We start from the raw sequence: 21782 nt of genomic DNA, 5'->3' as shown, positions 1-21782 counted from the left end.
CGCCGGCTCTATCCTGCCTTGACGAGTTCGGCTTCTTCTACAATGACGGGAAGCAGACACGCATCCGGATCATCGCCCCGGTTTTCAGGCCAGCCAACAGCAGGAGTAAGCGCACGCGCATGGATCAGCCCATCAAGATCGCCGTCGTCGGTTCAGGGTACGTCGGCCTGGTAGCCGCCGTTTGTTTTGCAGAGATCGGTCACCAGGTGACTTGCGTCGACAACGATCAGACCAAAGTTGACGCGCTCCGCGGCGGCGACACCCTGATCCACGAGGAGCACCTGCCGGAGCTGCTGAACCGCTACCGCAACGATCGGGTCGTCTTCAGCACAGACCTGGGCGAGGCGACTCGCCAGGCAGATGCCATCTTTATCGCAGTGGGAACTCCGCAGTCGGAGACGGGTGATGCCGATCTGTCCTACGTGGAGGCCGTCGCAAACGAGATCGCCCGCCACCTGGACAGCTACAAGGTCATTGTGGAAAAGAGCACCGTTCCCGTTTACACCAACGAATGGGTTCGCCGCACCATCGAGCGCAACGGCGTGGATCGCCAGCTTTTCGATGTCGTCTCAAATCCCGAGTTCCTGCGCGAAGGTAGCGCGGTGGAAGACTTCTTGCACCCGGATCGCATTGTGGTGGGAGCGGACAGCTCGCGCGCCGCGGAGGTCCTGAGCGCCATCTACAAGCCGCTGACCGGCGGTTCCTACTACACCCGCCAGAACGCGATTGGCGGCCGCCTTGATGATCAGTCGCCGGCTCCGCTGCTACTCACTTCCACCAAGAGCGCCGAGATCATCAAGCACGCTTCCAACGCGTTCCTTGCCATGAAGATCTCCTTCATCAATGCCGTCGCCAACCTGTGCGAAGCCGCGGATGCGAACGTGGAACAGGTAGCGCGAGGCATCGGCCTTGACAGCCGCATCGGACCGAAGTTCCTGCGTCCCGGCGTGGGCTATGGCGGATCCTGCTTCCCGAAAGACGTCGCCGCCTTCCGCTCGGTCGCGGAGCAGCTCGGCGTCGACTTTTCGCTGCTCAGCGAAGTGGAAAAGATCAACGTCGAACAGAAGAAGCGCTTCCTGCGCAAGGTGCGGTCGGCGCTGTGGACGCTGCGCGGCAAGCGCATTGGCGTTCTGGGGCTGGCCTTCAAGGGCGAGACCGACGATATTCGCGAGAGCCCCGCTCTGGACTTGATCGAAATGCTCATGGGCGAAGGTTGCAGCATCTGCGCGTTCGATCCCGCTGCCATGGACCGCAGCCGGGCGGTGCTGCCCGAATCGGGAGCGCTGCAATACGCACCCGATGCATATACGGCGGCGGAGAATGCGGATGCCTTGCTCATCCTCACCGACTGGGCAGAGTTCGCTTCACTTGATCTGAAGCGCCTGAAGCAGACGTTGCGTTACCCCATCCTGCTGGACGGCCGCAACCTGTACGATCCGGAAGCGGTCGCGTCCGCTGGCCTGTCGTATGTCAGCGTTGGCCGTCCCGCCGCCCATCCAGTCCGGCAGGGTGAGCCGGCTCTGGTCTAACCTCAGAGGATCAACCCTCAACTGCGCAGCCTCGTCCGATCGGCGTTCGGCCGGCGAACACTGGCTGCGCGCCGATGCAAAAGGAGTCTTTGTGGCACAGGTCTGGGGTCGCGTGCTGGTCACCGGCGCGGCAGGTTTCTTGGGGTCTCATCTTTGCGACGCTCTGCTGGCGGACGGGTGTTCCGTAATCGGCGTGGACAACCTGGCGACCGGCTCGCTGAACAACCTGGAGCATCTTGCGGCGGAGTCCCGGTTCACGTACGAACAGGCTGATATCTGCCGGCCCTTCGATTTCGGCGAGGTCGACTTCGTCTTCAATTTCGCCTCGCCTGCCAGCCCGGCGGACTACATGCGCCTGGGACCGGAGACGCTGCGCGTCGGCTCCGACGGAACGGTCAACGCCCTGGAAGTCGCGAAGAAGTACGGCGCAGGCTTTCTACACGCTTCTACTTCGGAGTGCTACGGCGACCCGCTGCAGCACCCGCAAGTCGAAAGCTATTGGGGCAATGTCAATCCAATCGGCCCGCGTTCGGTCTACGACGAGGCGAAGCGCTTCAGCGAAGCGACTATCATGGCCTACCACCGGTACTACGGCGTTCGGTCCGGCATGGTGCGCATCTTTAACACCTATGGCCCACGGCTACAGCCCAACGACGGCCGCGTGATCAGCAACTTGATGATGCAGGCGTTGCGTGGCGAGCCCCTGACCATCTACGGCGATGGCAAGCAGACCCGCTCCTTTTGCTATGTCAGCGATCTGATCCGCGGCATCGTGCTGCTGGCGAAATCAGGAGAACCGCTGCCGACCAACATCGGCAACCCGGAGGAATGGACGATCCTGGAGTGTGCCGAGACGGTGCGCAAGGTGACCGGAACCACGTCCGAGATCACGTTCAAGCCCATGCCCGAAGACGATCCAAAACAACGCCGTCCGGACATCACCAAGGCACAGCGGATCCTCGGCTGGCAGCCCGAGGTGCCGCTGGAAGAAGGCTTGCGCAAATCCCTGGAATACTTCCGCTCGAAGGTGTAGATCGCCGCTGCTCCTCGCGCATAGAGCAAGCTGCTTGAAAGGGCACAGCATTGGCTGTGCCCTTTCTCTTACTTCAGCAAGCGATCAGAATAAGTCGTTGCTCGACCGCAGGCGCGGATACCACTTCACCTGCAGGCTCCCGGTACTGTTCGCCTGCTGCCCGGAGCGGATGAACGGCGCGGTCCAGGTTTCACGCTGGTACCAGAGGCCCAGTTCCACGTTGGGCCGCACGCGCTTCAGCAGGTCGACGCGATAGTCATTCTGTGTTGTGCCCAGCGGGATGAAGTCCTTGGCATTCTTCTTGCGTGCGTAACTGAGCGAAAGCCACTCATTGCCGGAGAAGTGGTAGGTGAGCGAGGCGTTGCCGCCCTTGCCTTCGCGCCCGATCCAGTCGCCCAGCAGGAAGCCCTTGTTCGTATACCCCTGCCGCTGCACGATCTCCCAGTATTGCCCGATGCCGCCGATCGAACGAGTCGTGACAAAGTCGGTATACGTCGCCTCCACTCGCAGATCCAGCTTGGGTGCGAACGGCAATTGCGATAGATAGATGCCCGGCCGCCACGCCGCGCGCCTCGGCGATGCCAGCGGGAACACGTCGTCGTGCGTCTCAGAATCGGCGTACAGCGTTGCGACCCGTCGCAGGAAGGGCAGCCGCCACGAGGCCGTCACAGAGGAGAACCGTGCACCCGGGTTGTCCCGCGAATACTTCTGTGCGGACGTGGTGTCCGTCGTGCTGAAGAATCCCTTGAAGAAGGTGCCCAGGGTGACGGGCTGCACGCCTTCGCCACCGAAGATGATAGTGCGCTGGCCGCTGAACTGAAAGTCTCGGAACGGCGTTACGGAGATGATCTCGGAGTGCGCCCAGGGCGCGTTTGGATACGTGTGTCCTTTCAGGCTGCCGATAAAAAAGTCGTAGCGGAAGTTCCCGAAAATTCGGCTGACGCCAGGGATCCACAGCGGCTCCACGCGGTTGATGCGGAAGCTGTACATGTTCTCCGCATTGTTCGACCACGCCATGGCGCCGCCCAGGCCGGGTCCGAGCCACGCGTCCGACTTGCCCAGCGAAATCTCATGCCCGTACACGTGCGCAGATGCCGTTGCTTCCAGCACGCGGAAGTTGTTCTGCGACGGCTGCACGCCTTCCGGAATGGTGCTGTTCGGCCGGTTCGTGCCGTTGTAGTCGATCTCGTCGACGCTGGACAGGGCGCTTGCCTGCGCGAACGTATAGCCGGTGAAGTGCGGCGCATGCTGGTACTCCGCCCGCACATAGATGGAGAACGGACCCTTTTCTGCCAGCGTCGCAAAGCCGTCGTAGGTGTTGAATCCCGTTGCGTAGGGCCGGCCGTAATCGTTCACGAAGGTCTGGCCGACGTGGAAGCTGTCGCGCAGCACCGGACCGCCCACCTGGCGAACGCCTGTGTATACCTGCTCCAGCCCGTACACCAGGCCGCGCGGCTGCGTGGCGCCGTTGTCCGGTTCGCCCTGCAGCCCATCTTCCAGGGTGTTCAACAGTCGCAGTGCTTCTTCATTGCCGCTGTTTCGGACGTCGCCCTCGGTTTGCAGCAGCATGTGCAGAACGCTGCGGCGAGTGTATGGCCTCATGCTCAGGAAGGCCGTATCCAGAAAGCCCATGGAGTACAGGCGCAGCAGCGCCGGGTACATCCAACTGTCCACCGGGATGTACGCCGACCCGAGACGGTCATAGGTCACTTGCGGTGTGCCGTCGTAGGCGTTGCGTGCCACCACGGGGTAGCGCAGCGATGGCCGCTGGGCCACGACCGGCGGCGGAGTCGGATTGGACGGCTCGCCGGGGGCCTCCGCGCGTGGTTTGCTATGCGTCTTTGTCTTAGGCGGCAGGTAGGCCGGTCGCGCGGGAAGCGGACCGTCGGGCAACTGTTGTGGCGGCGCGATCGCGGGAGTCGGCTGGCTCGCATTCGCAGGTGCTGGAACCTGCGAGCTCGCGGGGGCGGCCTGCGTCTGCGCCGCCGGCGCGGGTACCGAGGCGGGGCTGCCTGTCTGTGCACTTGCCATGTTTACCGCAACCAACACGGCTGCCGTAGATGCCGCGACACGGCTGGGTCGCGAAAGCCGGGGATGGGAGGGCGCCACGCCTCCAGTCTACCGGGTTTCGGCTTTCGACAGCGCAGGTAGGATGCCTCGACGTTCCAAGTGCGCCTCCAGCGCGGCAATCGGGTCCGCACTGTCCGGCAGCGTCACTGCCCGCAACACCACCGATCCCCAGCGGTTCCGTGCCCGCAGCGTCGATTCCTGCATCACCCGGCAGACTGCCACGGCGTCTTCCGCGTCCACCGGAACGACCTCGACATGAGGAGGAGCGGTGATGGGAGGCCGTGGCTTGCCAGGTTCGTCACGCACCACGAGCAGCAACGGAAGCAAGTGTTGGCCAGCCAGTTGAAGCGCATCGGCACGAGGAGTTCCGGGGCCGAGCATCGCCATCGTCAGCGGAGCATGGTCGCCGGGACGCGTCGTATGGCTCTGTGCCAGCGCGTAGCCGGCCGCAACCGCGGCAGCAGCATCTGGCGCGCAGGCGAGCGAGAAGGGAAGCAGGTCCGGGTGAAAGGACGATTGCTGTCCGCTGCGCAGGGCAGTCTCGGCCAGGGGCAGATCGCCCGCGGTCACCAGCAGGTCATCGCTGCGAAGCTGCAGCAGCGTTGCCGCGAGAAGCGCAATGGGCCACGCGCCCGGTGCCGCCGCCGCGCTTCGTCTCGGAGCAGCCTGACGCAATTGCAGCATGGTCGCGTGCATCGCAAGCATCTGCGCGTCGCTGATCAAGGGTTTGCCCAAAGTCTTTTCATCCTTACACAAGTGTGAGAGAGCAAAACACCCGGCCATGGTGACCGGGTGTTCTGGTGGTGCGTGCTGGATCTTTACTTACGCGACGGGTCGCCGCTTTCCGTGTCGATGCCGAGTTCCGCAAACGCCTTCTGCGCTGCCTTGGCCTTCACGCTGCCTTCGCGCACCAGCTTGGACAGCGTTGCCGCAACGATCGCATTTGCGTCCACCTCAAAGTGGCGGCGCAGGTACTCGCGGTTATCCGAGCGGCCAAAGCCATCCGTGCCCAGCGTGACCAGGCGCTGGCCCAGCCACGGCGACAAGCCGTCCGGCATCACCTTCATGTAATCGCTGGCCGCGATCACGGGTCCGTTCGCGTCGCCCAGCGCCTCAAGCAGATACGGCTTCTTCTCCGGTTCCGCGGGATGCAGGCGGTTCCAGCGCTCCGTCGCCAGAGCATCGCGGCGAAGCTCAACGTAGCTGGTCACGGACCACACGTCCGCCTCCACGTTGTACTTCTCGCTCAGAATCTGCTGCGCCTTCAGCACCTCATTCAGGATCGGACCCGAGCCGAAGAGCTGCACGGTTGCGTTACCCTTGGCCGCAGCCTTGAACTTGTACAGGCCGCGCACGATCCCTTCGCGCACCTTGTCACCCTGCGGCATCTCCGGCTGCGCGTAGTCTTCGTTGTACATCGTGATGTAGTAGAAGACCTGCTCGTTCTCGGCGTACATACGACGCAGACCGTCCTGGATGATGACCGACATCTCAAAGGCGAACGCCGGGTCATAGCTGAGGCAGGTTGGAACGGTCGAAGCGATCACGTGCGAGTGGCCGTCCTGGTGCTGCAGGCCTTCACCCAGCATGGTCGTGCGGCCGGCGGTGCCGCCCATCAGGAAGCCCTTGCCGCGCGCGTCCGCAAACGCCCACACCATGTCGCCAATGCGCTGGAATCCAAACATGGAGTAGTACATGTAGAACGGCACGGTTGGCACGTTGTAGTTCACGTACGCGCAACCCGCGGCGGTGAAGCTTGCCATAGAGCCGGCTTCCGTGATGCCCTCCTCCAGGATCTGGCCGTCCTTCTCCTCGCGGTAACTCAGCAGCATATCGCTATCGTGCGGCGTGTATTTCTGACCTTCCGAAGCGTAGATGCCGACCTGCTTGATTGCCGATTCCAGGCCGAAGGTACGGCCTTCATCTGGGACGATTGGCACCAGCAGCTTGCCGATCTTGGGGTCCTTCAGCAACGTGCGGAGGATGGCGACGAAAACCATCGTCGTCGAGACGGCGCGGCCCTTCGATCCGCCGAGCCATTCCTTGAAAAAGTCCAACTCCGGTGCCTTGAACTCAAACGGCTTCTCGACGCGGGCTGGCAGGTAGCCGCCCAACTCTGCGCGGCGCGCCTGCAGGTACTGCAGCTCCGGCGCGGACTCTTCCGGCTTCCACGGCTTGCCGTTCTTTGCTTCTTCTTCCGGCACGGGAATGTTAAAGCGCTGCACGAACTGGGTCACGCCCTCGTCGCTCAGCTTCTTCTCGTTGTGCGCGGCGTTGCGGGCCTCGGTGGAGCCAAAGCCGTACCCCTTGACGGTCTTCGCCAGGATCACCGTCGGTCCACCCTTGTGTTCGGTGGCGCGCTTGTAGGCGTTGTAGATCTTCAGCGGGTCGTGCCCACCGCGGTGCAGCTTGCCGAGCTGCTCGTCGGTGTAGTCCTTCACCAGTTCCAGCAGTTCGGGGTACTTACCGAAGAAGTGCTGGCGCAGGTAAGCGCCGCCCTTGGCCTTGTACGCCTGGAAGTCGCCGTCGACGCACTCTTCCATGCGCTTCAGCAGCAGACCCGTGTGGTCGCGCTCAAACAGCGCGTCCCAATCCGAGCCCCAGATCACCTTGATCACGTTCCAGCCACAACCGCGGAAGTGGCCTTCCAGCTCGTCGATAATGCGCTTGTTGCCGCGCACCGGGCCGTCCAGCCGCTGCAGGTTGCAGTTCACGACGAAGATCAGGTTGTCCAGGTTCTCGCGCGTCGCCAGGCTGATCGCGCCAAGGGTGTCGACTTCATCCGTTTCGCCATCGCCCACAAACGCCCAAACCTTGCGGTCAGTCGCCGGGATCAGCTTGCGGTTCTCCAGGTAGCGCATGAACCGCGCCTGGTAGATCGCGTTCAGCGGACCGATGCCCATGCTGACGGTGGGGAAGCGCCAGAACTCCGGCATCAGCCACGGGTGCGGGTAGCTGGACAGGCCCGGCTTGTCGCGCAGTTCGTGGCGGAAGTTGATCAGGTGATCGATCGTGAGCCGGCCTTCCAAGAACGCGCGGCCATAGATGCCAGGCGAGGCGTGGCCCTGGAAATAGATCATGTCGCCGGGCTGGTCGCCCTCGGGCGTGGTGTACTTGGCGCGGAAGAAGTGGTTGAAGCCCACCTCCAGCAGCGTGGCCAACGACGAGTAGGTCGAGATGTGGCCGCCGATGCCGGCATCCTTCTTGTTCTGGCCGTGCACCATGGCCATCGCGTTCCAGCGGATCAGCGCTTCCACGCGGCGCTCCAGGTCGCGGTCGCCGGGGTAGGGCACTTCGTCGTGCTTGGGGATGGTGTTCCGGTATGGGGTCGCCAGCTCGTTCTCAGCCTGGACACCGGCTTCGCGAGCGCGCTGGCGAAGAGCCGTCATCAGCTCGGCGCCCTGTTGCGGACCCTCGGCGACGATCATTTCGTCGAACGCTTCGATCCACTCCTGGATCTCCTGCTGCAGGTCAAGGTTGGCTGCGGGCTGTGCCAGTTGCGTCGCCATGGGTGCTCCGTTGCGGTAAGGATTTCAGGCCACGGGCGCACAGCGGCGCGCCGCGAAAAGCAGCTTGATTATAAGTTGCGCGCATAACGACTGGCACGCCAGGTGATGGCACGTCCGTTTACCGCGCTGCCGTTACAGGGCAAATCGCCTAGGTGGAGTAGTCCGCGTTGATGTGGACATACTCAACCGTCAGGTCGCAGGTAAGGAACTGGCACTTGCCCGGGCCTGAACCAAGGCTCACTGCGATTTCAAACTCACGCTGCAACATCTTTTGGTGCACGGCCGCCTCATCCATCGCGGCGGACCGGGTGCCGCGCTCGAAGACGGGCAGGCCGCCAATGTGTACGGAGACGTCTGCCGGATCGAACTGCACACCGGCATACCCCGCGGCGGCTACGATGCGGCCCCAGTTCGGGTCCGCGCTCGACCAAGCCGTCTTGCACAGCGGAGAGTGAGCGATCGACTTTGCGATTCGCTTTGCGGCAGCATCATCTGTCGCGCCCTTGATCTGCAATGTGACCACATGGGTCACGCCCTCGCCGTCATCGATGATGGCGTGCGCCAACTTACCGCACACCGTGCCCAGGGCATCCCGGAATGCCTGCTGCTCCTCCTGCGATGCGCTGCCGTAGGCAGCGCCACTCGCGCCGCTCGCCAACAGCAGCACGGTGTCGTTGGTGCTGGTATCGCCGTCCACAGAGATGCTGTTGAAGCTTGCCTCGACCGACGGTGCAAGCATCGCCTTCAACTCGGCAGGCTGGGCCGCCAGATCCGTGAACAGGTAGACCAGCATGGTCGCATGCGGCACCAGTTGTGGACCGATCATGCCCGCGCCTTTGCAACATCCAAAGATGCGTACCGGCTTGCCCCCGATCGCGACCTCCGCCTGCGCCACCTTCATGCGCGTGTCGGTCGTCATGATCGCGGTCGCGAATGCCTCGGCCGCCTCAGCTCCACTGCTCAGACCAGCCACTGCCGCAGGCAGGGTGGCAATCAGCTTCTCTACCGGCAGAGGCACGCCGATGATCCCGGTCGACGAAGGAAAGACCTGGTGCGGAGCGATGCCGACGGTCCTACCCAGAGCAGCGCAGCTCTCACGGGCCGCCGCGAGCCCTTGCTCTCCGGTGGCACAGTTCGCATTGCCAGCGTTGACCAGCACCGCGCGAACGTAGCCACCGCTGGCGCGCAGGTGTTCTGCATCCACCTGCAAGGGCGCCGCTTTTACCTGGTTGCTGGTGAACATGGCCGCCGCTGCGGCGGGCTCTTCGGTCACCGCAAGGGCCAGGTCGCTGCGTCCGCTTGCCTTGATGCCGGCCTGAACCGCGGACCAGCGAAAGCCCGCGGGAAGTGCTTGCTCGAATGTTGCCACTGCTGTCGAAATGCTCCTGCCAGATCTTTGAATGCTTCAGAAGGTTTGTGCCTGCGGGTGATCTACCTTGGATGGCTACCAGGTCTCGGTCGGCACGGCGAGAGTGCGGCCGGTGCGGCTCGATTCCCGGGCCATCTCCAGCAGGCGGGCCACCCTTATGGCATCCCTCGGCGTGGTGGGTGGCGTAGCTCCAGACGAGATCGCCTGCGCGACGCCCTCATAAAACCTGCGATAGTCTCCGCGCTCGGTTGGGATTGTCTCCCGTTGCAGATCCGCGGGGTTACCGGCTTGCTTGGGCGTGGTCAGAGTTCCCCAAGCGGCACGGTCTTCCGTGTACCACTCGTCTTCGGCCGGGCCTTGCGGCGGAACGGCAGCGCCGGCCAGGATCGCAGGCTCCTGCGGGTCCACGCCGAACTTGCGAAAGCTGCCGGACGTCCCGTTCAGCAGGAACCGCGACTGTGGATCGGCAGCGATCATCGAACTGCCAAGATCCACTCGAACGCCGCGACCTTCGTGCTGGAAGTGCAAGGTGATGTCGAACGCGTCCTCGATGATGGTGCCGTCGCGGTCCGTCCGAACGTCCGCGGTGATGCTCTCAGGCCTGCCGAACAGGACCAGGGCCTGGTCGACAAGGTGAGGTCCCAAATCCATCAGAAGACCGTTTTCCGCACCTTCGGCTTCCTTCCACGTGTTGGCGCGCGGCGTTGGGCGGAAGCGGTCAAAGCGCGACACCAGCGTGACCGGGCGGCCCACAGAGCCATCATTCAAAAGCTTCTTGACTGTCAGAAAGTCGCCGTCGAAGCGCCGGTTGTGGAACGGCGCAAGCAGCAGACCGCGTGATTGCGCCAACGCTTCCAACTCCTCTGCCTCGGCGGTGGTCGGCGTGAACGGCTTGTCGATGACCACGTGTTTGCCCGCATTCAGAGCAGCGCGCGCCAGCGGAACGTGAGTGCTGTTGGGTGTGCCCACCACCACCAGTTCCACATCACTCGCAACCAGGTCGTCTGCCGATCGGAAAATCGTGGCATTCGGGAACGCGCGGGCCGCGTCGTCTCCGGTCCGCTGCACGATGGCGGAGAGGTCCAATCCGCGCGCGGCATGAACGAAGGGAGCGTGAAAGACGCGTCCTGCAAGACCAAAACCGATCACACCTGTGCGAATTCCCATCCTGTCTCCTGCATCGCGGCGTTGTCCGCAACCAGAAGAGTACATGGTTTGTCTTCGCTTCGCGGTGAGCGGCGCGGCGTAAAGATTCTGCATCGTCCGCACCAGGGGTGTGCATCAGATATTCGAAAGCGCATGACACTGCGATCCGCCCCGGAAGCCTCGCATGTTGCTGCGCCAATCTCGGACGGGCAGAGGTGTATGCACAACGCAACAGAAGCAAGCGGCTGTTGCCGGGCCCTGGGACGAGCGACGGTTGCGCTGGCGATAGTAGCCGCCCTGGCTCTGCCGGCTCGGTCTCAGACCCAGGGGCAAAGCGGGAATGGAACCAGTCAGGGATCCTCCGCCGGCGGCCAGCAGGCATCCGGACCAGCCACCGTACAGGCCGCGCAGCAGACCTTGAACGGACTCAATGGCGCGAGCAACGCGCAAACAGGCGGCCAGGCAGCGACCGCTAACGACTACAAGGGATCCATCGTGCAGGGAACCGCAACGGCGGGCATCCTGGATCTTTCGCTGGACGATGCGATTGCACGCGGTCTGCGGAACAACCTTGGCGTCATCCTGAATTCCAGCGCAGTGCAAAGCGCCGGCGGTACCCGTCTGCAGCAGTTGCAGGATCTGCTACCCACGGCGACAGGCCACGCGAACTACACCGTGCAGCAGATCAACCTGGCTGCCTACGGCCTAAACTTTCCGGGCTTCAATCCCGTCATCGGGCCGTTCCAAACGATCGATTTTCGTGTCTACCTGCAGCAGAACCTGCTGAATGTCCAGTCCATCGATCGCTATCTCGCGTCGAAGCACAACTTCACCGGGGCGAAGCTTTCCGCGGAAGACGCGCGCAACATGGTCGTGCTGACGGTGGGCAACGCCTACCTGCTGTGCATCGCGGATGCGGCACGCATCACGGCGGAAGAAGCCGTTCTGGCGCAGACCAAGGTCTCGCTCGATCAGGCCACGGCCGCGCACGAAGCAGGCACCAGCCCGCGGCTCGACGTTCTGCGTGCCCAGGTGGACTACCAGAACGCGCAGCAGCAATTGGTGCAGGCGCGCAACGGTTTGGAGAAGGACAAGCTCGCCCTAGCCCGCGCCATCGGCCTGCCGACAGAGCAGCGGTTCCGGCTTACCGACGACGTCCCATATCGCGAAGCTGACGCGGTGACCCCGGAGCAGGCGTTTGCGCAGGCTCTCGCTACGCGCAAAGACCTGCAGGGCATGGCAGAGAACGTGAAAGGTGCCGAGCTGACCAGGAAAGCCGCCGTCGCCGAGCAGTATCCCAGCGTGGACTTCACTGGCGACTTCGGCGGCCTCGGTACGCGCTTCAACAACCTGCACGATACCTATACGGCCACCGGCGAAGTGCAGGCGCCCATCCTGCAGATTGCCAAGACTCGCGGCGACAAACAGGTCGCCGACGCCGCGCTGCAGCAGCAGCGTGCACGCTACAGCGACCAGGTGCAGCAGGTGAACCAGGACGTTCGCGACGCACTGCTCGACATCGAAGCGGCACGCCAGCTTGTGCAGACAGCCCGGTCCAACGTGGATCTGGCCAACGAGGCACTATCTGAGGCGCAGCAGCGGTTCCGTGCTGGTGTCACGGACAATCTGGCCGTTTCCGAAGCGCAGGCACAAACGCAACAGGCCAACGATCAGTACATCAGCGCGCTGTACCAGCACAATCTGGCGAAACTTTCGCTGGCGCGCGCCACCGGCACCGCCGGAACTAACTACAAGAACGCTCTTTCAGCCGGAGGACATTGATCGTGGCAGAGAACGATCCGAACTACAGCGAACAACAGAATCGCCAAGCGAATCTGCCGGGCGGCGGAGAAACTTCCGTCTCGGGCGGTGGAACGCAGGCCCAGGCGGCGCCCGCGGCCAATGCCCAGGCACCGGCGGCCAAGCCGGAGAATCCCGCCGGAAAGGCTCGCCGCACCTTCATCATCGTTGCGGTCGTGCTGCTGCTGGTGCTGATTGCAGGCTTCTTCTACTACCGCTCCACCTTTACTGAGGGCACTGACGATGCCCAGGTGGATGGCGACCTCTACCAGGTATCCGCCCGTGTAGCAGGCCAGGTCACCAAGGTTTACGTGACGGACAACCAGAAGGTGAACCAGGGCGACGTGATCGCGGAGATCGATCCGCGCGACTACCAGGTCGCGCTGGAGCAGGCCGAAGCCCAGCTTGCAAACGCCAAGGCCAGCTACGTGCAGGCCAACGTGAACGTGCCCATCATCGGCGTGCAGACGCGTACCACGGTTGCGACCAGCGGGCAGGACGTTGCCACTGGTGAAGCCGGTGTGGCGCAGGCGAACAAGCAGGTCGCAGCGGCGCAGGCCCGTGTGGACGAGGCAAAGGCAAATGCGCTGAAGGCGCAGCTGGACGTGGATCGCTACACGCCGCTGGTCGCCAAGGACGTGATCAGCAAGCAGCAATTCGATCAGGCAGTAGCTTCTGCCGCAGCTACCAACGCTTCGCTGCTGGAAGCGCAGCAGAACGTGATAGCCCAGCAGGCTGCAGTTCGCCAGGCGCAGGCCCGGCTTGATGCCTCGCGTGCCACAGCACGCCAGGCCCAGGTGACTCAGCCGCAGCAGATTCAGGCGCAGCAGGCCCGCGCCAACGCCGCGAATGCTGACATTCAGCAGCAGCAGGCGCGTGTGGACCAGGCTCGCCTGAACCTTAGCTACTGCCGCATCGTGGCTCCGACTACGGGCATCATCAACCGCAAGTCCGTTGCGGTGGGTGGCAACGTCAGCGTCGGCCAGAACCTGCTGACCATCGTGCCGCTGACCAACCTGTGGATCACTGCGAACTACAAGGAAACGCAGTTGCAGCACATGAAGGTTGGGCAGAAGGTCGACATCAAGGTGGACGCCCTGGGTGGCCGCGAGTACCACGGTACCGTTGCTCAGATTGGCGGCGCGACTGGATCCCGGCTCTCGCTCTTCCCGCCGGAAAACGCGACCGGCAACTACGTGAAGGTTGTGCAGCGTATCCCGGTCCGCATCAACCTGGACCAGGGTGAGAACAACGATCAACTGCTGCGCGCCGGCTACTCGGTCGATCCGGAAGTCCACGTGAAGTAAGCGCACTCACAGAAAACAAAGACAGAAGGCCCGCTCCGGCGGGCCTTCTGTCTTTCTCCGGCAAGAACTTTCGCATCGCGCCGCCCGGTGGTGTCATCCTTACAGCAGGTCTCCCCCTATGCCGATCGCACTCGATTTCTTCCTCCATTACGCATACGGCATCCTCTTTCTCTGGGTGCTGGTGGAGCAGCTGGGTGTGCCTGTGCCTTCCGTGCCCCTGTTGCTGACCGCGGGGTCACTCACCGCGGCCCACAAGTTGCATGCCGTCCCGGTGATGGCTTCGGTGTTGCTGGCCTGCGCGATCGCGGATTCCGTGTGGTACTTTGCCGGCGTGCGCTACGGCGGCCGCGTCGTGCGGCTCATCTGCAGGCTCTCGCTTGAAGCCGGAACTTGCGTCAAGAAGACGGAAGGCTATTTCGGCCGCCACGGCGGTGTCACGCTTCTCTTTGCGAAGTTTGTGCCTGGCCTGTCCGCGGTGGCGCCGCCGATTGCGGGGCAGAGCGGCATGCCTTTCTCCCGCTTTCTGGCCTACGATCTTGCGGGCTCGCTGATCTGGTCATCGGCTTACGTCTTCGGTGGTCGCTTTATGGGCGATATCGCAAAGCGCTCTCGTCCTGCGCTGCATTTCTTTGTGCAGCATGGGGTCCTGCTCTTCGGCTTGGCTGTTCTGGCTATCGTGCTGTACCGGTTCTGGAGACAGCGCGCGTTCCTGCAGGAACTGCGCGAAGCGCGTATCACGGCCGAGGAGCTTCACGAGCTCACAGAGGCTGCCGCTGCGGATGATGTGCTTCCCCCATTCATCGTGGACCTGCGCCACCCGCTGGAGTTCCTGCCCGACGGTCGCGTGATTCCGGGCGCCGTTCATATTCCGCCGGCCGAGCTGGAGAAGAATGCAGACCTCATCCCGCGCGACCGCGACGTGATCCTGTACTGCACCTGCCCGAACGAGGAGACCAGCGCGGCCCTTGCCAAGCGCCTGCAGAAGATTGGCGTGCATCGGGTGCGTCCGCTGAAGGGCGGTTACGAAGGCTGGCGCGATGCTGGATACGATCTTGAGCGGTACGATCGTGATGCGAAGTTGAACGCCATTCCCGCGCTCGCTGAAGTCGTTTCAGCGTGAGCGCGAGCGCTAATCCGTGGCGGATACGCGTACCTCCTGACGCATTCTGCGCTCTAGCTGCTGACGGCGATCTCTTCCTCAAGCTGCTGCTTTGCGTACAGGTCCGCGTAGAAGCCACCACGCGCCAGCAGTTCGTCGTGGGTTCCGTACTCCGCGATGCGACCGTTCCCCAGTACCGCGATACGGTCTGCGGTGCGTGCGGTGGAAACACGGTGCGCGATCAAAATCGTCGTCCGGTCCTGCATAGCGGAGCGCAAGCCCTGCAGAATGCGCTCCTCGGTCAGCGTATCGACCGACGCCAGGGCATCGTCCAGGATCAGGATGCGGGGCTGCCGCAACAGCGCACGCGCGATGGCGGTCCGCTGCTTCTGCCCGCCTGAGAGCGTAATTCCACGCTCCCCAACTACCGTGTCGAAGCCGTTGGGGAACTCCTGGATCTCGCGAGCGATCTGCGCTGTTTCTGCGGCAGCCAAAATCTCTTCTTCCATCGCCGAAGCGACCCCGAACGCAATGTTTTCGCGAATCGTCGAAGAGAACAGGAATGTCTCCTGCGGCACAAATCCGATGGCGCGGCGCAGGTCTTCGAGCGGCCATTCCCGAATCGGCAGGCCATCGATCAGCACCTGTCCCGCCGGCGCATCCAGCAGCCGGGGAATGAGGTTGACCAGCGTGGTCTTGCCCGCGCCGGTCGGTCCCAGGATCGCCAGGCTTGATCCTGCCGGGATAGTCAGCGAGACGTCGCGCAACACATCGCCGCCCGCGCCATAGCTGAAGCTCAGGTTGCGGAACTCGATTGCACCGCGCGGCACCAGCGGAGTCTCACCGGCGGCGCGTCCGCTCTCGTCCTTGATCGCCGGCTGCTGGCGCAGCAACTCGTCAATCCGAACTACCGATGCAGTGCCACGCTGAAACAGATTCACCACGTACCCGAGCGCGATCATCGGAAACGTCAACTGCACCATGAAAACCATGTAGCTGGTGAACTGGCCCGGCGTGATGCTGTGCAGCGCCACCTCGCGACCACCCACGAACAGCGTGACCACAATGGCAATACCAAGCACAAACTCGAGCGTTGGCCACAACATTGCCATCAGGCGTACCAGCAGCAGGGAACGGCGGATGTACTCGCGGTTGGCCTCTTCAAAGTGCTCGATCTCTGACGACTCTTGCGCAAAGGCGCGCACCAGGCGCGCACCGGAGAAGTTCTCCTGCGCCTTTGCGCTGATGTCGGAGAACATCGCCTGGATACGCTCGAAGCGCGTATGGATGCGGCGCCCAACGTACTGCACCAGGACGCTCGCAACCGGTAGCGGCAGAAACGCCCACAGCGTCAGCCGCGGCGAGATGCGAAGCATCAGCGGAATGGCCGCTGCGGTGTAGACCACTGTATTCGCGGAGTACATGATCGCCGGCCCCAGCAGTTGGCGAACGGCGTTCAAGTCGTTGGTCATGCGCGCCATGATGTCACCGGTGCGCTGCGAGTGGTAATAGCTCAACGACTGTCGCTCCAGGTTGCGGAACAGGTCGTTGCGCAGGTCGAACTCGATCTCGCGAGACGCGCCGATCAGGATCCAGCGCGATGCATACAGGCAAACTGCCGCAACCGCCGCCACGCCCAGCAGGGCCCAGACCGATCGCAGAACGATACCGGCCGGGCCGTGGTGCTGCATGTCATCCACGGCATGGCCGATGATCAGCGGGATCGCGATCTTTGACAGGTTGTACAGCAACACGGCGAGCGCGCCCTGCCAGAACGACTTCTGGTACCGGCGCAGGTAGGGTGCCAGTGGCTGCAACTTGCCCAGGGTCACAGGCTTACTCGGGTTTCGCCGCCGGCTTGTTTGCCGGGTCGGTTGCGGGATTGCTACCGGGCTGCGGCTGCGTTTGCGGCTGCGTCGGATTCTTGGGTGCCGGCGGCGCCGCGGGTGGAGCCTGCTGCTGCGGTGGCGTATCGCTCTGGGCGAGAAGTTCGACGTCAAAGATCAGGTCTGCCTTGGGAGCGATCGGAGGACGTCCGCGCTCACCGTAGGCCAACTGGTAGGGCACGATCAGGCGCCGCTTGCCACCCACCCGCATGCCTTCGAATCCCGTATCCCAGCCGACGATGACCTGCCGCGCCCCCACTGGAAATACGATCGGCTCCTTGCCGTCGTGGTCGAACGACGAATCGAACTTCTCTCCGCTCGTGGTCCAGCCCGTGTAGTGCACGGTGTAGAACTTGCGCGTTTCGGCCGGCTCGCCGGTGCCGATCTTCAGGTCAACGTAGCGCAACGCGTACAGCGTTTTTACCGGGCCCGTTACGGCGGGCATGCTTCCTACCGCGGCTAGTCCTTCTTCCGGCGCGGTCGCCTTCGCGCTGGTGGACCGGTGCGCCGCTGCGCTCGAATAGGCGCGATGGGCGGTTGACGCCGTTTGTGCCTGCATTGATACGGCGGTCAGGCTCACTGCAAGGGCGGCCGAACACAGGGCCACGGTGGAAACGAAGCGCATCAGATTCTCCTACCGAAAGTGTAGATGTTCCGGCAGAGCCCTCCGGCTCATATCGAGGCAAAAGCATCAGGTACATTGGAAGGGAAGCTGTACCTGAACAGGAGACACACATGAGCGAGCATCAACCCGGTCACGATCCCGAAGGCGCACACGAGCACGCGCACGGGTTCAATTCGTTTCTTGACCGCAACTGGGGCGCAATCGTCATTGCGTTCGGCTGCGTGTTCGTCTACATCCTGGCGCACTACAACCCCACGAACTAGCGGCTGGAAGCGCCAGCTTTACAACGCACCAGCGAGATCCCTGAGACGCCCTCGTGTGAGTAGCGCTGCCTGGCAGCACTCAACGCGGCGTCTCTTTTTGTTTGACGGCCTACCAGCGCGCGGGCACAATGGCTCCGGCGTAACGCGCCAACAGGAGCCGCCCGATGAGCAAACGGATCATCTTCTGCGCCGACGGAACGTGGAACACCTCGCACGGCCCGTCGCTCATGACAGCGGACACCAACGTCCGGCGGTTCTACCTGTCGCTGACCGAAGACGCGTCGCAGCTGCGCTACTACGACAGCGGTGTGGGCACGAACGGAAACCTGGCCGAGCACCTGTTCGGCGGCGCCTTGGGTGAGGGCCTGTTCCAGAAGGTCCAGGACGGCTACGCATTCCTTTCCAACGTATGGGACCCCGGTGATTCCATTTATCTGTTCGGCTTCAGTCGCGGCGCGTACGTCGCACGCAGCTTGGCGGGCATGATCGCCCACTTTGGTGTTCCCACCCGAAGCTTCGATAACCAAACTGTTCCTCGTGTGTTTGCAGCCTATCGCACCCGGGATACTGCACAACGAGCGCTTCTGAAGGAGCAACTCCAGTCCGCCTACGGTCTGCAGGATGCGGAGATTCGGATGGTCGGCGTTTGGGACACCGTAGGAGCGCTCGGCATTCCCGGTCACCTGTTCGGCACGTTTGACGCACTGAAGTATGGCTTCCTCGATACCACGCTGAGCCCATGCGTGCGGTCTGCATTCCATGCGGCTTCCATCGATGAGCGACGTGCAGCCTTCCAGCCCACGCTCTGGACGAACCCTGACGGCAGTCCTCGAGAAAACGACGGGCAAGTGACACAGATCTGGTTTCCAGGCGTTCACACCGACGTGGGCGGCGGAGAAAAAGAACCTCAACTGGCGAACATCACGCTCCGCTGGATGATCGACAAGGCAGAGGAATGTGGACTCACGTTCGACGAAGCTCTGGTACAGCAGTGCTATGCACCCATGCCGTTCCAGCCGCTTGGCCCCATGCATGATGCCTGGTCGCTGATCCCGTGGGGCTTGCCTGTTCACCGAACCGTGCCTGCATGCGCAGCGTTGTCGAACACTACGCTGTTGCGATACCAGCGATTGCCTTCTTATCGCCCGCCTTCGCTCAACCTTCCATTGGATCGCTATCCGACCGTCCAAGTAATTCCTGAGTCGGAGCTCTAGGTTGGGCGTTTAGAAGCAATGCTCAAGATGCTTGCGCAGTTGCAGTCCGCAGCGCTTGACACTCAGCGGTACAGGGACCGAAACAACTCCGCGACGATCGGATAGCACTCACATGCCATGCCCTCCAGTGCCTCCCGGTCCTCAATGCGGACGCGTCCGCGCGTGAATGTAATGACTCCCGCCCGTTGCAGGCTGCCTGCCGCCAGATTCACTGTCGACCTGCGGGTTCCAAGCATCTGGCCCAGAAACTCCTGGGTGAGCGGCAGATCCCTTGAAGCAACGCGATCCTGCGCCATCAGCAGCCATCGCGCTAGCCGCGCTTCTACCTCGTGCAGCCGATTGCACGCGCTCAACTGTGCCAACACCAGCGAATCGTGTTGCACGAATTGGTGTACCGAGTGCATCAGAGGCGGACATGTCAGGAAATACTCCTGAAAAGCGCGGAACTGCATGCGCAGAGCTTCGCCCGCCATCTGAACAAAACACCGTGTATTCCCTCGCTGTGGACCCAGCAGGTGCACCCGTTCCGGAAAACCTTCCCGTCCGGTGAGTCCGACCTCAACGCTTTCACCGCCTTCCATCGTCGTGACAACCGAGGCCAAACCCGAGGTGAGAAAGTGGACAAACCGCGGCTCTTGATCCGGGACAAAGATGCTGCTCGGCACCGGCAAAGGGATGGTCTCCATTTGCGAGAGCAGGTTAGCCCGCACCGGTTCGGGTAATCCATCCAGGAGGCAGTTGTTAGTCACAGACGGTTCCAGTCAGCGCTTATTGGAGTCGGACATACATTTCGGCTGTACATACGCGCTTGACGATACCGATCCCTAGCACCTGTGAGAGCTAGGGAAACCCCGCGCTTTGGCTCCTGGGCACCACAACGCGGGCTGCCACCAGCAGGAAGGCGTCTTGGGAACAGCCCTTCCGAAGAGATGGTGGGCCTTCAATGCAACTTGCTCGAAGTCGACTTCCCGTCACCACAAGGAGTAGTCGTGCAGATGAACCGCCACGACGGCAATCAGCGCGTTCGCCACCGCGTGGGCTGCGACTGCATCGCCGATCCGGTTCTTGCTCTTGGCCAGCCACCAAAACAACGCTCCGGTGACGGCACCGGCCGGCCACATGCGACCGTGCATCGCTCCAAATGCGACGGAACTGACCAGCAATGAAACCCAGTTCATGCCACGATACGGCTGATGCTCGAAGTCGACTCGCATCACACGACGGGCCGCAAAGCCGCGGAACGCGAGTTCCTCGGCTATCGGTACCGTGATCGTCGCTGCGGCAACGCGCGTCGCGATCCACGCAAGCCGCAGCGGTCGAGACATGACTGTGAGGGCGTTCGTCGTGATCAAAACGCCAGGTGTGACGACCTTGAACTTGAGTCGGATTGCAAGCCAGATCACTCCGACCGCAACCCCCGCCAAAATGGAGAGGCTGCTGAACCTCCAGTCCATCTGGAGGTAGTGCGAGCGCAGAATCCAGAGCGCCGCCAACGCGACCACCAGCCGCACGACATAGAAGGCCTCAAAGCCTGCCGACAGGGCTTGCGTGATGAGGGACGTGCCAAGAATGAGAGTGAAGGGAAGGAGGTAAACGACGGGGTAGTTCACGGCTTCCGACACCCGCCTGCCCGCCTCCGGAACTCCGTCTTGGCGGAACCACGGGTGTCGCTGAACCAGAAGCAGGCAGCCCAGGGTGATCAGATTCAGGCTGACCCAACCAGCCTGAGCATGGAATCCAATGTCGGCCAGCAGCGGGTGGCCATGATCTCCAATTGCAATCAGAATCGCGAGTCGCACAATGTTTGCGAACCACGTGAGCAGCAGTGCCACTGGAGCAACGAGCTGGGCACGGCGGACATTTAGTTCTCGCCGGAAGAAGACGACCCAGAGCGGGATGAGCAAGGCGACCAGCACCAGGCCTTCTACGCCGGAACAGAGCCAGGAAACCTGGATTTGAAACCGTTCGGTGCCGAGGAGGTGCTTCTCCGGGTTGCTCACGACGGTGGTGTAGAAGTGCCTCAGCAGAGCCCGGGTCTGTTCAAAGCACGCCTGCTGCACCCATCCGACGAACCCGTCCGACGACGTGGTCCACGCCAGCGTTCCCATCATCCGCAGCAGCGAGATCGCAAGCGTAACGCCGAGCGCGTAAAGCCAAGCTAAACCGAGAGATCGGGCTAGTGACAGCAGGGTGTGCCACGGAACGAAAACGAGAAGGAGCGTTAGAACGAGCAGCGGGATCAGCGCTGTCCAGAGCGTTGCCAGCCAGAAGAGCGGCGGGTCCGCCAAGCTATGCGCGGCTGCGACCCTGGCATAAACGGGCCGAAGTGCCAGCATTAGTACGAGCAGGCCGATGTGGGTGAGCAGAGCAGGACGGTTCAAATGCGCTGGCAACCGGAAGCGCACGAGCCGACGCCAGCCAAAAAGCAGAAGCGCCAGGCCAAAGGCTGCTGGCGCTCCTCCAAATCGCTGCACCGCGCCCAACATCCAGTCGGGGGGCAAATGCAATAAGGTCAGCTTCTCAACGACAATCGCTGTCAGAAAACAGGCGATCGTTGCGTACGTCCGTTGCCGGGTGGAGGCGGTATTGGGAGCCAGCGCCTCCAAACTGGTATCCGACGGAGGAACTTACGCTGCTACTTCAGCAACTGCGACCTTACGCTTGCGGCCGCGGAGCATCAGTGCGCCACCCAGCAGAACGGCAACGCCACCGATGCTGGAGGAAGCTCCAATTTCGGGCGCGGACGGCGGGTTCAGGGTGCATGTGAAGCCGGTCGGGGTGGACGTGAAGGTGTATCCCGGAGGGCAGCTCTGTGCACGGGAGGCGAGAGGGGCAGCAATGGCGCACACTGCCAAGGCGAGGATTCGGCGGAACGTCATGGGCACGATCTCCAAACTTAGAGTAACGACGGTTGACTACAAAGCTAACGTGA

Annotated in this window: 17 protein-coding genes; 7 read left to right on the top strand and 10 right to left on the bottom strand. The window is 62.7% G+C overall.

Annotation, left to right across the window (positions count from 1 at the left end; translation table 11 throughout):
* Positions 1–119: 119 nt before the first annotated feature.
* Together OHL12_RS05655 and OHL12_RS05650 are read left to right on the top strand one after the other, a co-directional pair.
* Entirely contained in the window at positions 120–1529 is a 1410-nt protein-coding gene (locus tag OHL12_RS05655) for a UDP-glucose dehydrogenase family protein (protein ID WP_263412851.1), read from the top strand.
* Between the two features lie 91 nt (positions 1530–1620).
* On the top strand, positions 1621–2562 hold the full coding sequence (locus OHL12_RS05650) for a UDP-glucuronic acid decarboxylase family protein (protein WP_263412850.1): 942 nt from the start codon (positions 1621–1623) through the stop codon (positions 2560–2562).
* Positions 2563–2646: 84 nt separating this feature from the next.
* On the opposite strand, the gene OHL12_RS05645 is transcribed toward OHL12_RS05650, so the two are convergent.
* From OHL12_RS05645 to OHL12_RS05625, 5 genes are all read right to left on the bottom strand, one after another.
* Entirely contained in the window at positions 2647–4593 is a 1947-nt protein-coding gene (locus OHL12_RS05645) for a capsule assembly Wzi family protein (protein ID WP_263412849.1), read from the bottom strand.
* Positions 4594–4680: 87 nt separating this feature from the next.
* Entirely contained in the window at positions 4681–5367 is a 687-nt protein-coding gene (locus OHL12_RS05640) for a thiamine pyrophosphate-dependent enzyme (RefSeq protein WP_263412848.1), read from the bottom strand.
* Positions 5368–5450: 83 nt separating this feature from the next.
* Positions 5451–8141, bottom strand: a complete 2691-nt coding sequence (gene aceE / locus OHL12_RS05635) for a pyruvate dehydrogenase (acetyl-transferring), homodimeric type (protein ID WP_263412847.1) — start codon at positions 8139–8141, stop codon at positions 5451–5453.
* A 148-nt stretch (positions 8142–8289) separates the two neighbouring features.
* On the bottom strand, positions 8290–9510 hold the full coding sequence (gene argJ / locus OHL12_RS05630) for a bifunctional glutamate N-acetyltransferase/amino-acid acetyltransferase ArgJ (RefSeq protein ID WP_263412846.1): 1221 nt from the start codon (positions 9508–9510) through the stop codon (positions 8290–8292).
* A 75-nt stretch (positions 9511–9585) separates the two neighbouring features.
* Positions 9586–10677 carry a Gfo/Idh/MocA family oxidoreductase gene (locus tag OHL12_RS05625; protein ID WP_263412845.1) on the bottom strand — a complete coding sequence of 364 codons (1092 nt, stop codon included), beginning with the start codon at positions 10675–10677 and terminating at the stop codon, positions 9586–9588.
* Between the two features lie 198 nt (positions 10678–10875).
* Between OHL12_RS05625 and OHL12_RS05620 the strand changes: the two genes are divergently transcribed.
* The 3 genes from OHL12_RS05620 (at position 10876) to OHL12_RS05610 (ending at position 14883) form a co-directional block, all read left to right on the top strand.
* Complete coding sequence (locus OHL12_RS05620) at positions 10876–12438, top strand: TolC family protein (protein WP_263412844.1); 1563 nt, start codon at positions 10876–10878, stop codon at positions 12436–12438.
* 2 nt (positions 12439–12440) lie between these two features.
* Complete coding sequence (locus OHL12_RS05615; RefSeq protein WP_263412843.1) at positions 12441–13763, top strand: HlyD family secretion protein; 1323 nt, start codon at positions 12441–12443, stop codon at positions 13761–13763.
* Positions 13764–13881: 118 nt separating this feature from the next.
* Positions 13882–14883, top strand: a complete 1002-nt coding sequence (locus OHL12_RS05610; protein WP_263412842.1) for a VTT domain-containing protein — start codon at positions 13882–13884, stop codon at positions 14881–14883.
* Positions 14884–14936: 53 nt separating this feature from the next.
* Here OHL12_RS05610 and OHL12_RS05605 read toward each other — a convergent pair whose 3' ends face one another.
* Both OHL12_RS05605 and OHL12_RS05600 read right to left on the bottom strand, forming a co-directional pair.
* Positions 14937–16694, bottom strand: coding sequence for an ABC transporter ATP-binding protein (locus tag OHL12_RS05605; protein WP_263412841.1), 1758 nt, complete (start codon positions 16692–16694; stop codon positions 14937–14939).
* A 4-nt stretch (positions 16695–16698) separates the two neighbouring features.
* A complete protein-coding gene (locus tag OHL12_RS05600) occupies positions 16699–17373 on the bottom strand; it encodes an FKBP-type peptidyl-prolyl cis-trans isomerase (protein ID WP_263412840.1) in 675 nt (224 codons plus the stop codon).
* Positions 17374–17483: 110 nt separating this feature from the next.
* Here OHL12_RS05600 and OHL12_RS05595 point away from each other — a divergent pair, with 110 nt between their 5' ends.
* Positions 17484–17636, top strand: a complete 153-nt coding sequence (locus tag OHL12_RS05595) for a hypothetical protein (RefSeq protein WP_263412839.1) — start codon at positions 17484–17486, stop codon at positions 17634–17636.
* A gap of 164 nt (positions 17637–17800) precedes the next feature.
* Positions 17801–18850, top strand: a complete 1050-nt coding sequence (locus OHL12_RS05590; RefSeq protein ID WP_263412838.1) for a DUF2235 domain-containing protein — start codon at positions 17801–17803, stop codon at positions 18848–18850.
* A gap of 62 nt (positions 18851–18912) precedes the next feature.
* On the opposite strand, the gene OHL12_RS05585 is transcribed toward OHL12_RS05590, so the two are convergent.
* The 3 genes from OHL12_RS05585 to OHL12_RS05575 form a co-directional block, all read right to left on the bottom strand.
* Positions 18913–19599, bottom strand: a complete 687-nt coding sequence (locus OHL12_RS05585; RefSeq protein ID WP_263412837.1) for a Crp/Fnr family transcriptional regulator — start codon at positions 19597–19599, stop codon at positions 18913–18915.
* A 222-nt stretch (positions 19600–19821) separates the two neighbouring features.
* Positions 19822–21357, bottom strand: a complete 1536-nt coding sequence (xrtE, locus tag OHL12_RS05580; protein ID WP_263412836.1) for an exosortase E/protease, VPEID-CTERM system — start codon at positions 21355–21357, stop codon at positions 19822–19824.
* 120 nt (positions 21358–21477) lie between these two features.
* Complete coding sequence (locus tag OHL12_RS05575; RefSeq protein WP_263412835.1) at positions 21478–21729, bottom strand: hypothetical protein; 252 nt, start codon at positions 21727–21729, stop codon at positions 21478–21480.
* Between the last annotated feature and the right edge of the window lie 53 nt (positions 21730–21782).

This window comes from Terriglobus aquaticus, from assembly GCF_025685415.1.
Taxonomy (GTDB): domain Bacteria; phylum Acidobacteriota; class Terriglobia; order Terriglobales; family Acidobacteriaceae; genus Terriglobus; species Terriglobus aquaticus.
This window is presented reverse-complemented; position numbering and strand designations above follow the sequence as displayed.

Coding starts and splice junctions, on each gene's coding strand:
- OHL12_RS05655 (WP_263412851.1), top strand. CDS start 120: ATGGATCAGCCCATCAAGATCGCCGTCGTCGGTTCAGGGTACGTCGGC.
- OHL12_RS05645 (WP_263412849.1), bottom strand. CDS start 4,593: ATGGCAAGTGCACAGACAGGCAGCCCCGCCTCGGTACCCGCGCCGGCG.
- aceE (WP_263412847.1), bottom strand. CDS start 8,141: ATGGCGACGCAACTGGCACAGCCCGCAGCCAACCTTGACCTGCAGCAG.
- OHL12_RS05625 (WP_263412845.1), bottom strand. CDS start 10,677: ATGGGAATTCGCACAGGTGTGATCGGTTTTGGTCTTGCAGGACGCGTC.
- OHL12_RS05620 (WP_263412844.1), top strand. CDS start 10,876: ATGCACAACGCAACAGAAGCAAGCGGCTGTTGCCGGGCCCTGGGACGA.
- OHL12_RS05610 (WP_263412842.1), top strand. CDS start 13,882: ATGCCGATCGCACTCGATTTCTTCCTCCATTACGCATACGGCATCCTC.
- OHL12_RS05600 (WP_263412840.1), bottom strand. CDS start 17,373: ATGCGCTTCGTTTCCACCGTGGCCCTGTGTTCGGCCGCCCTTGCAGTG.
- OHL12_RS05595 (WP_263412839.1), top strand. CDS start 17,484: ATGAGCGAGCATCAACCCGGTCACGATCCCGAAGGCGCACACGAGCAC.
- OHL12_RS05590 (WP_263412838.1), top strand. CDS start 17,801: ATGAGCAAACGGATCATCTTCTGCGCCGACGGAACGTGGAACACCTCG.
- OHL12_RS05575 (WP_263412835.1), bottom strand. CDS start 21,729: ATGACGTTCCGCCGAATCCTCGCCTTGGCAGTGTGCGCCATTGCTGCC.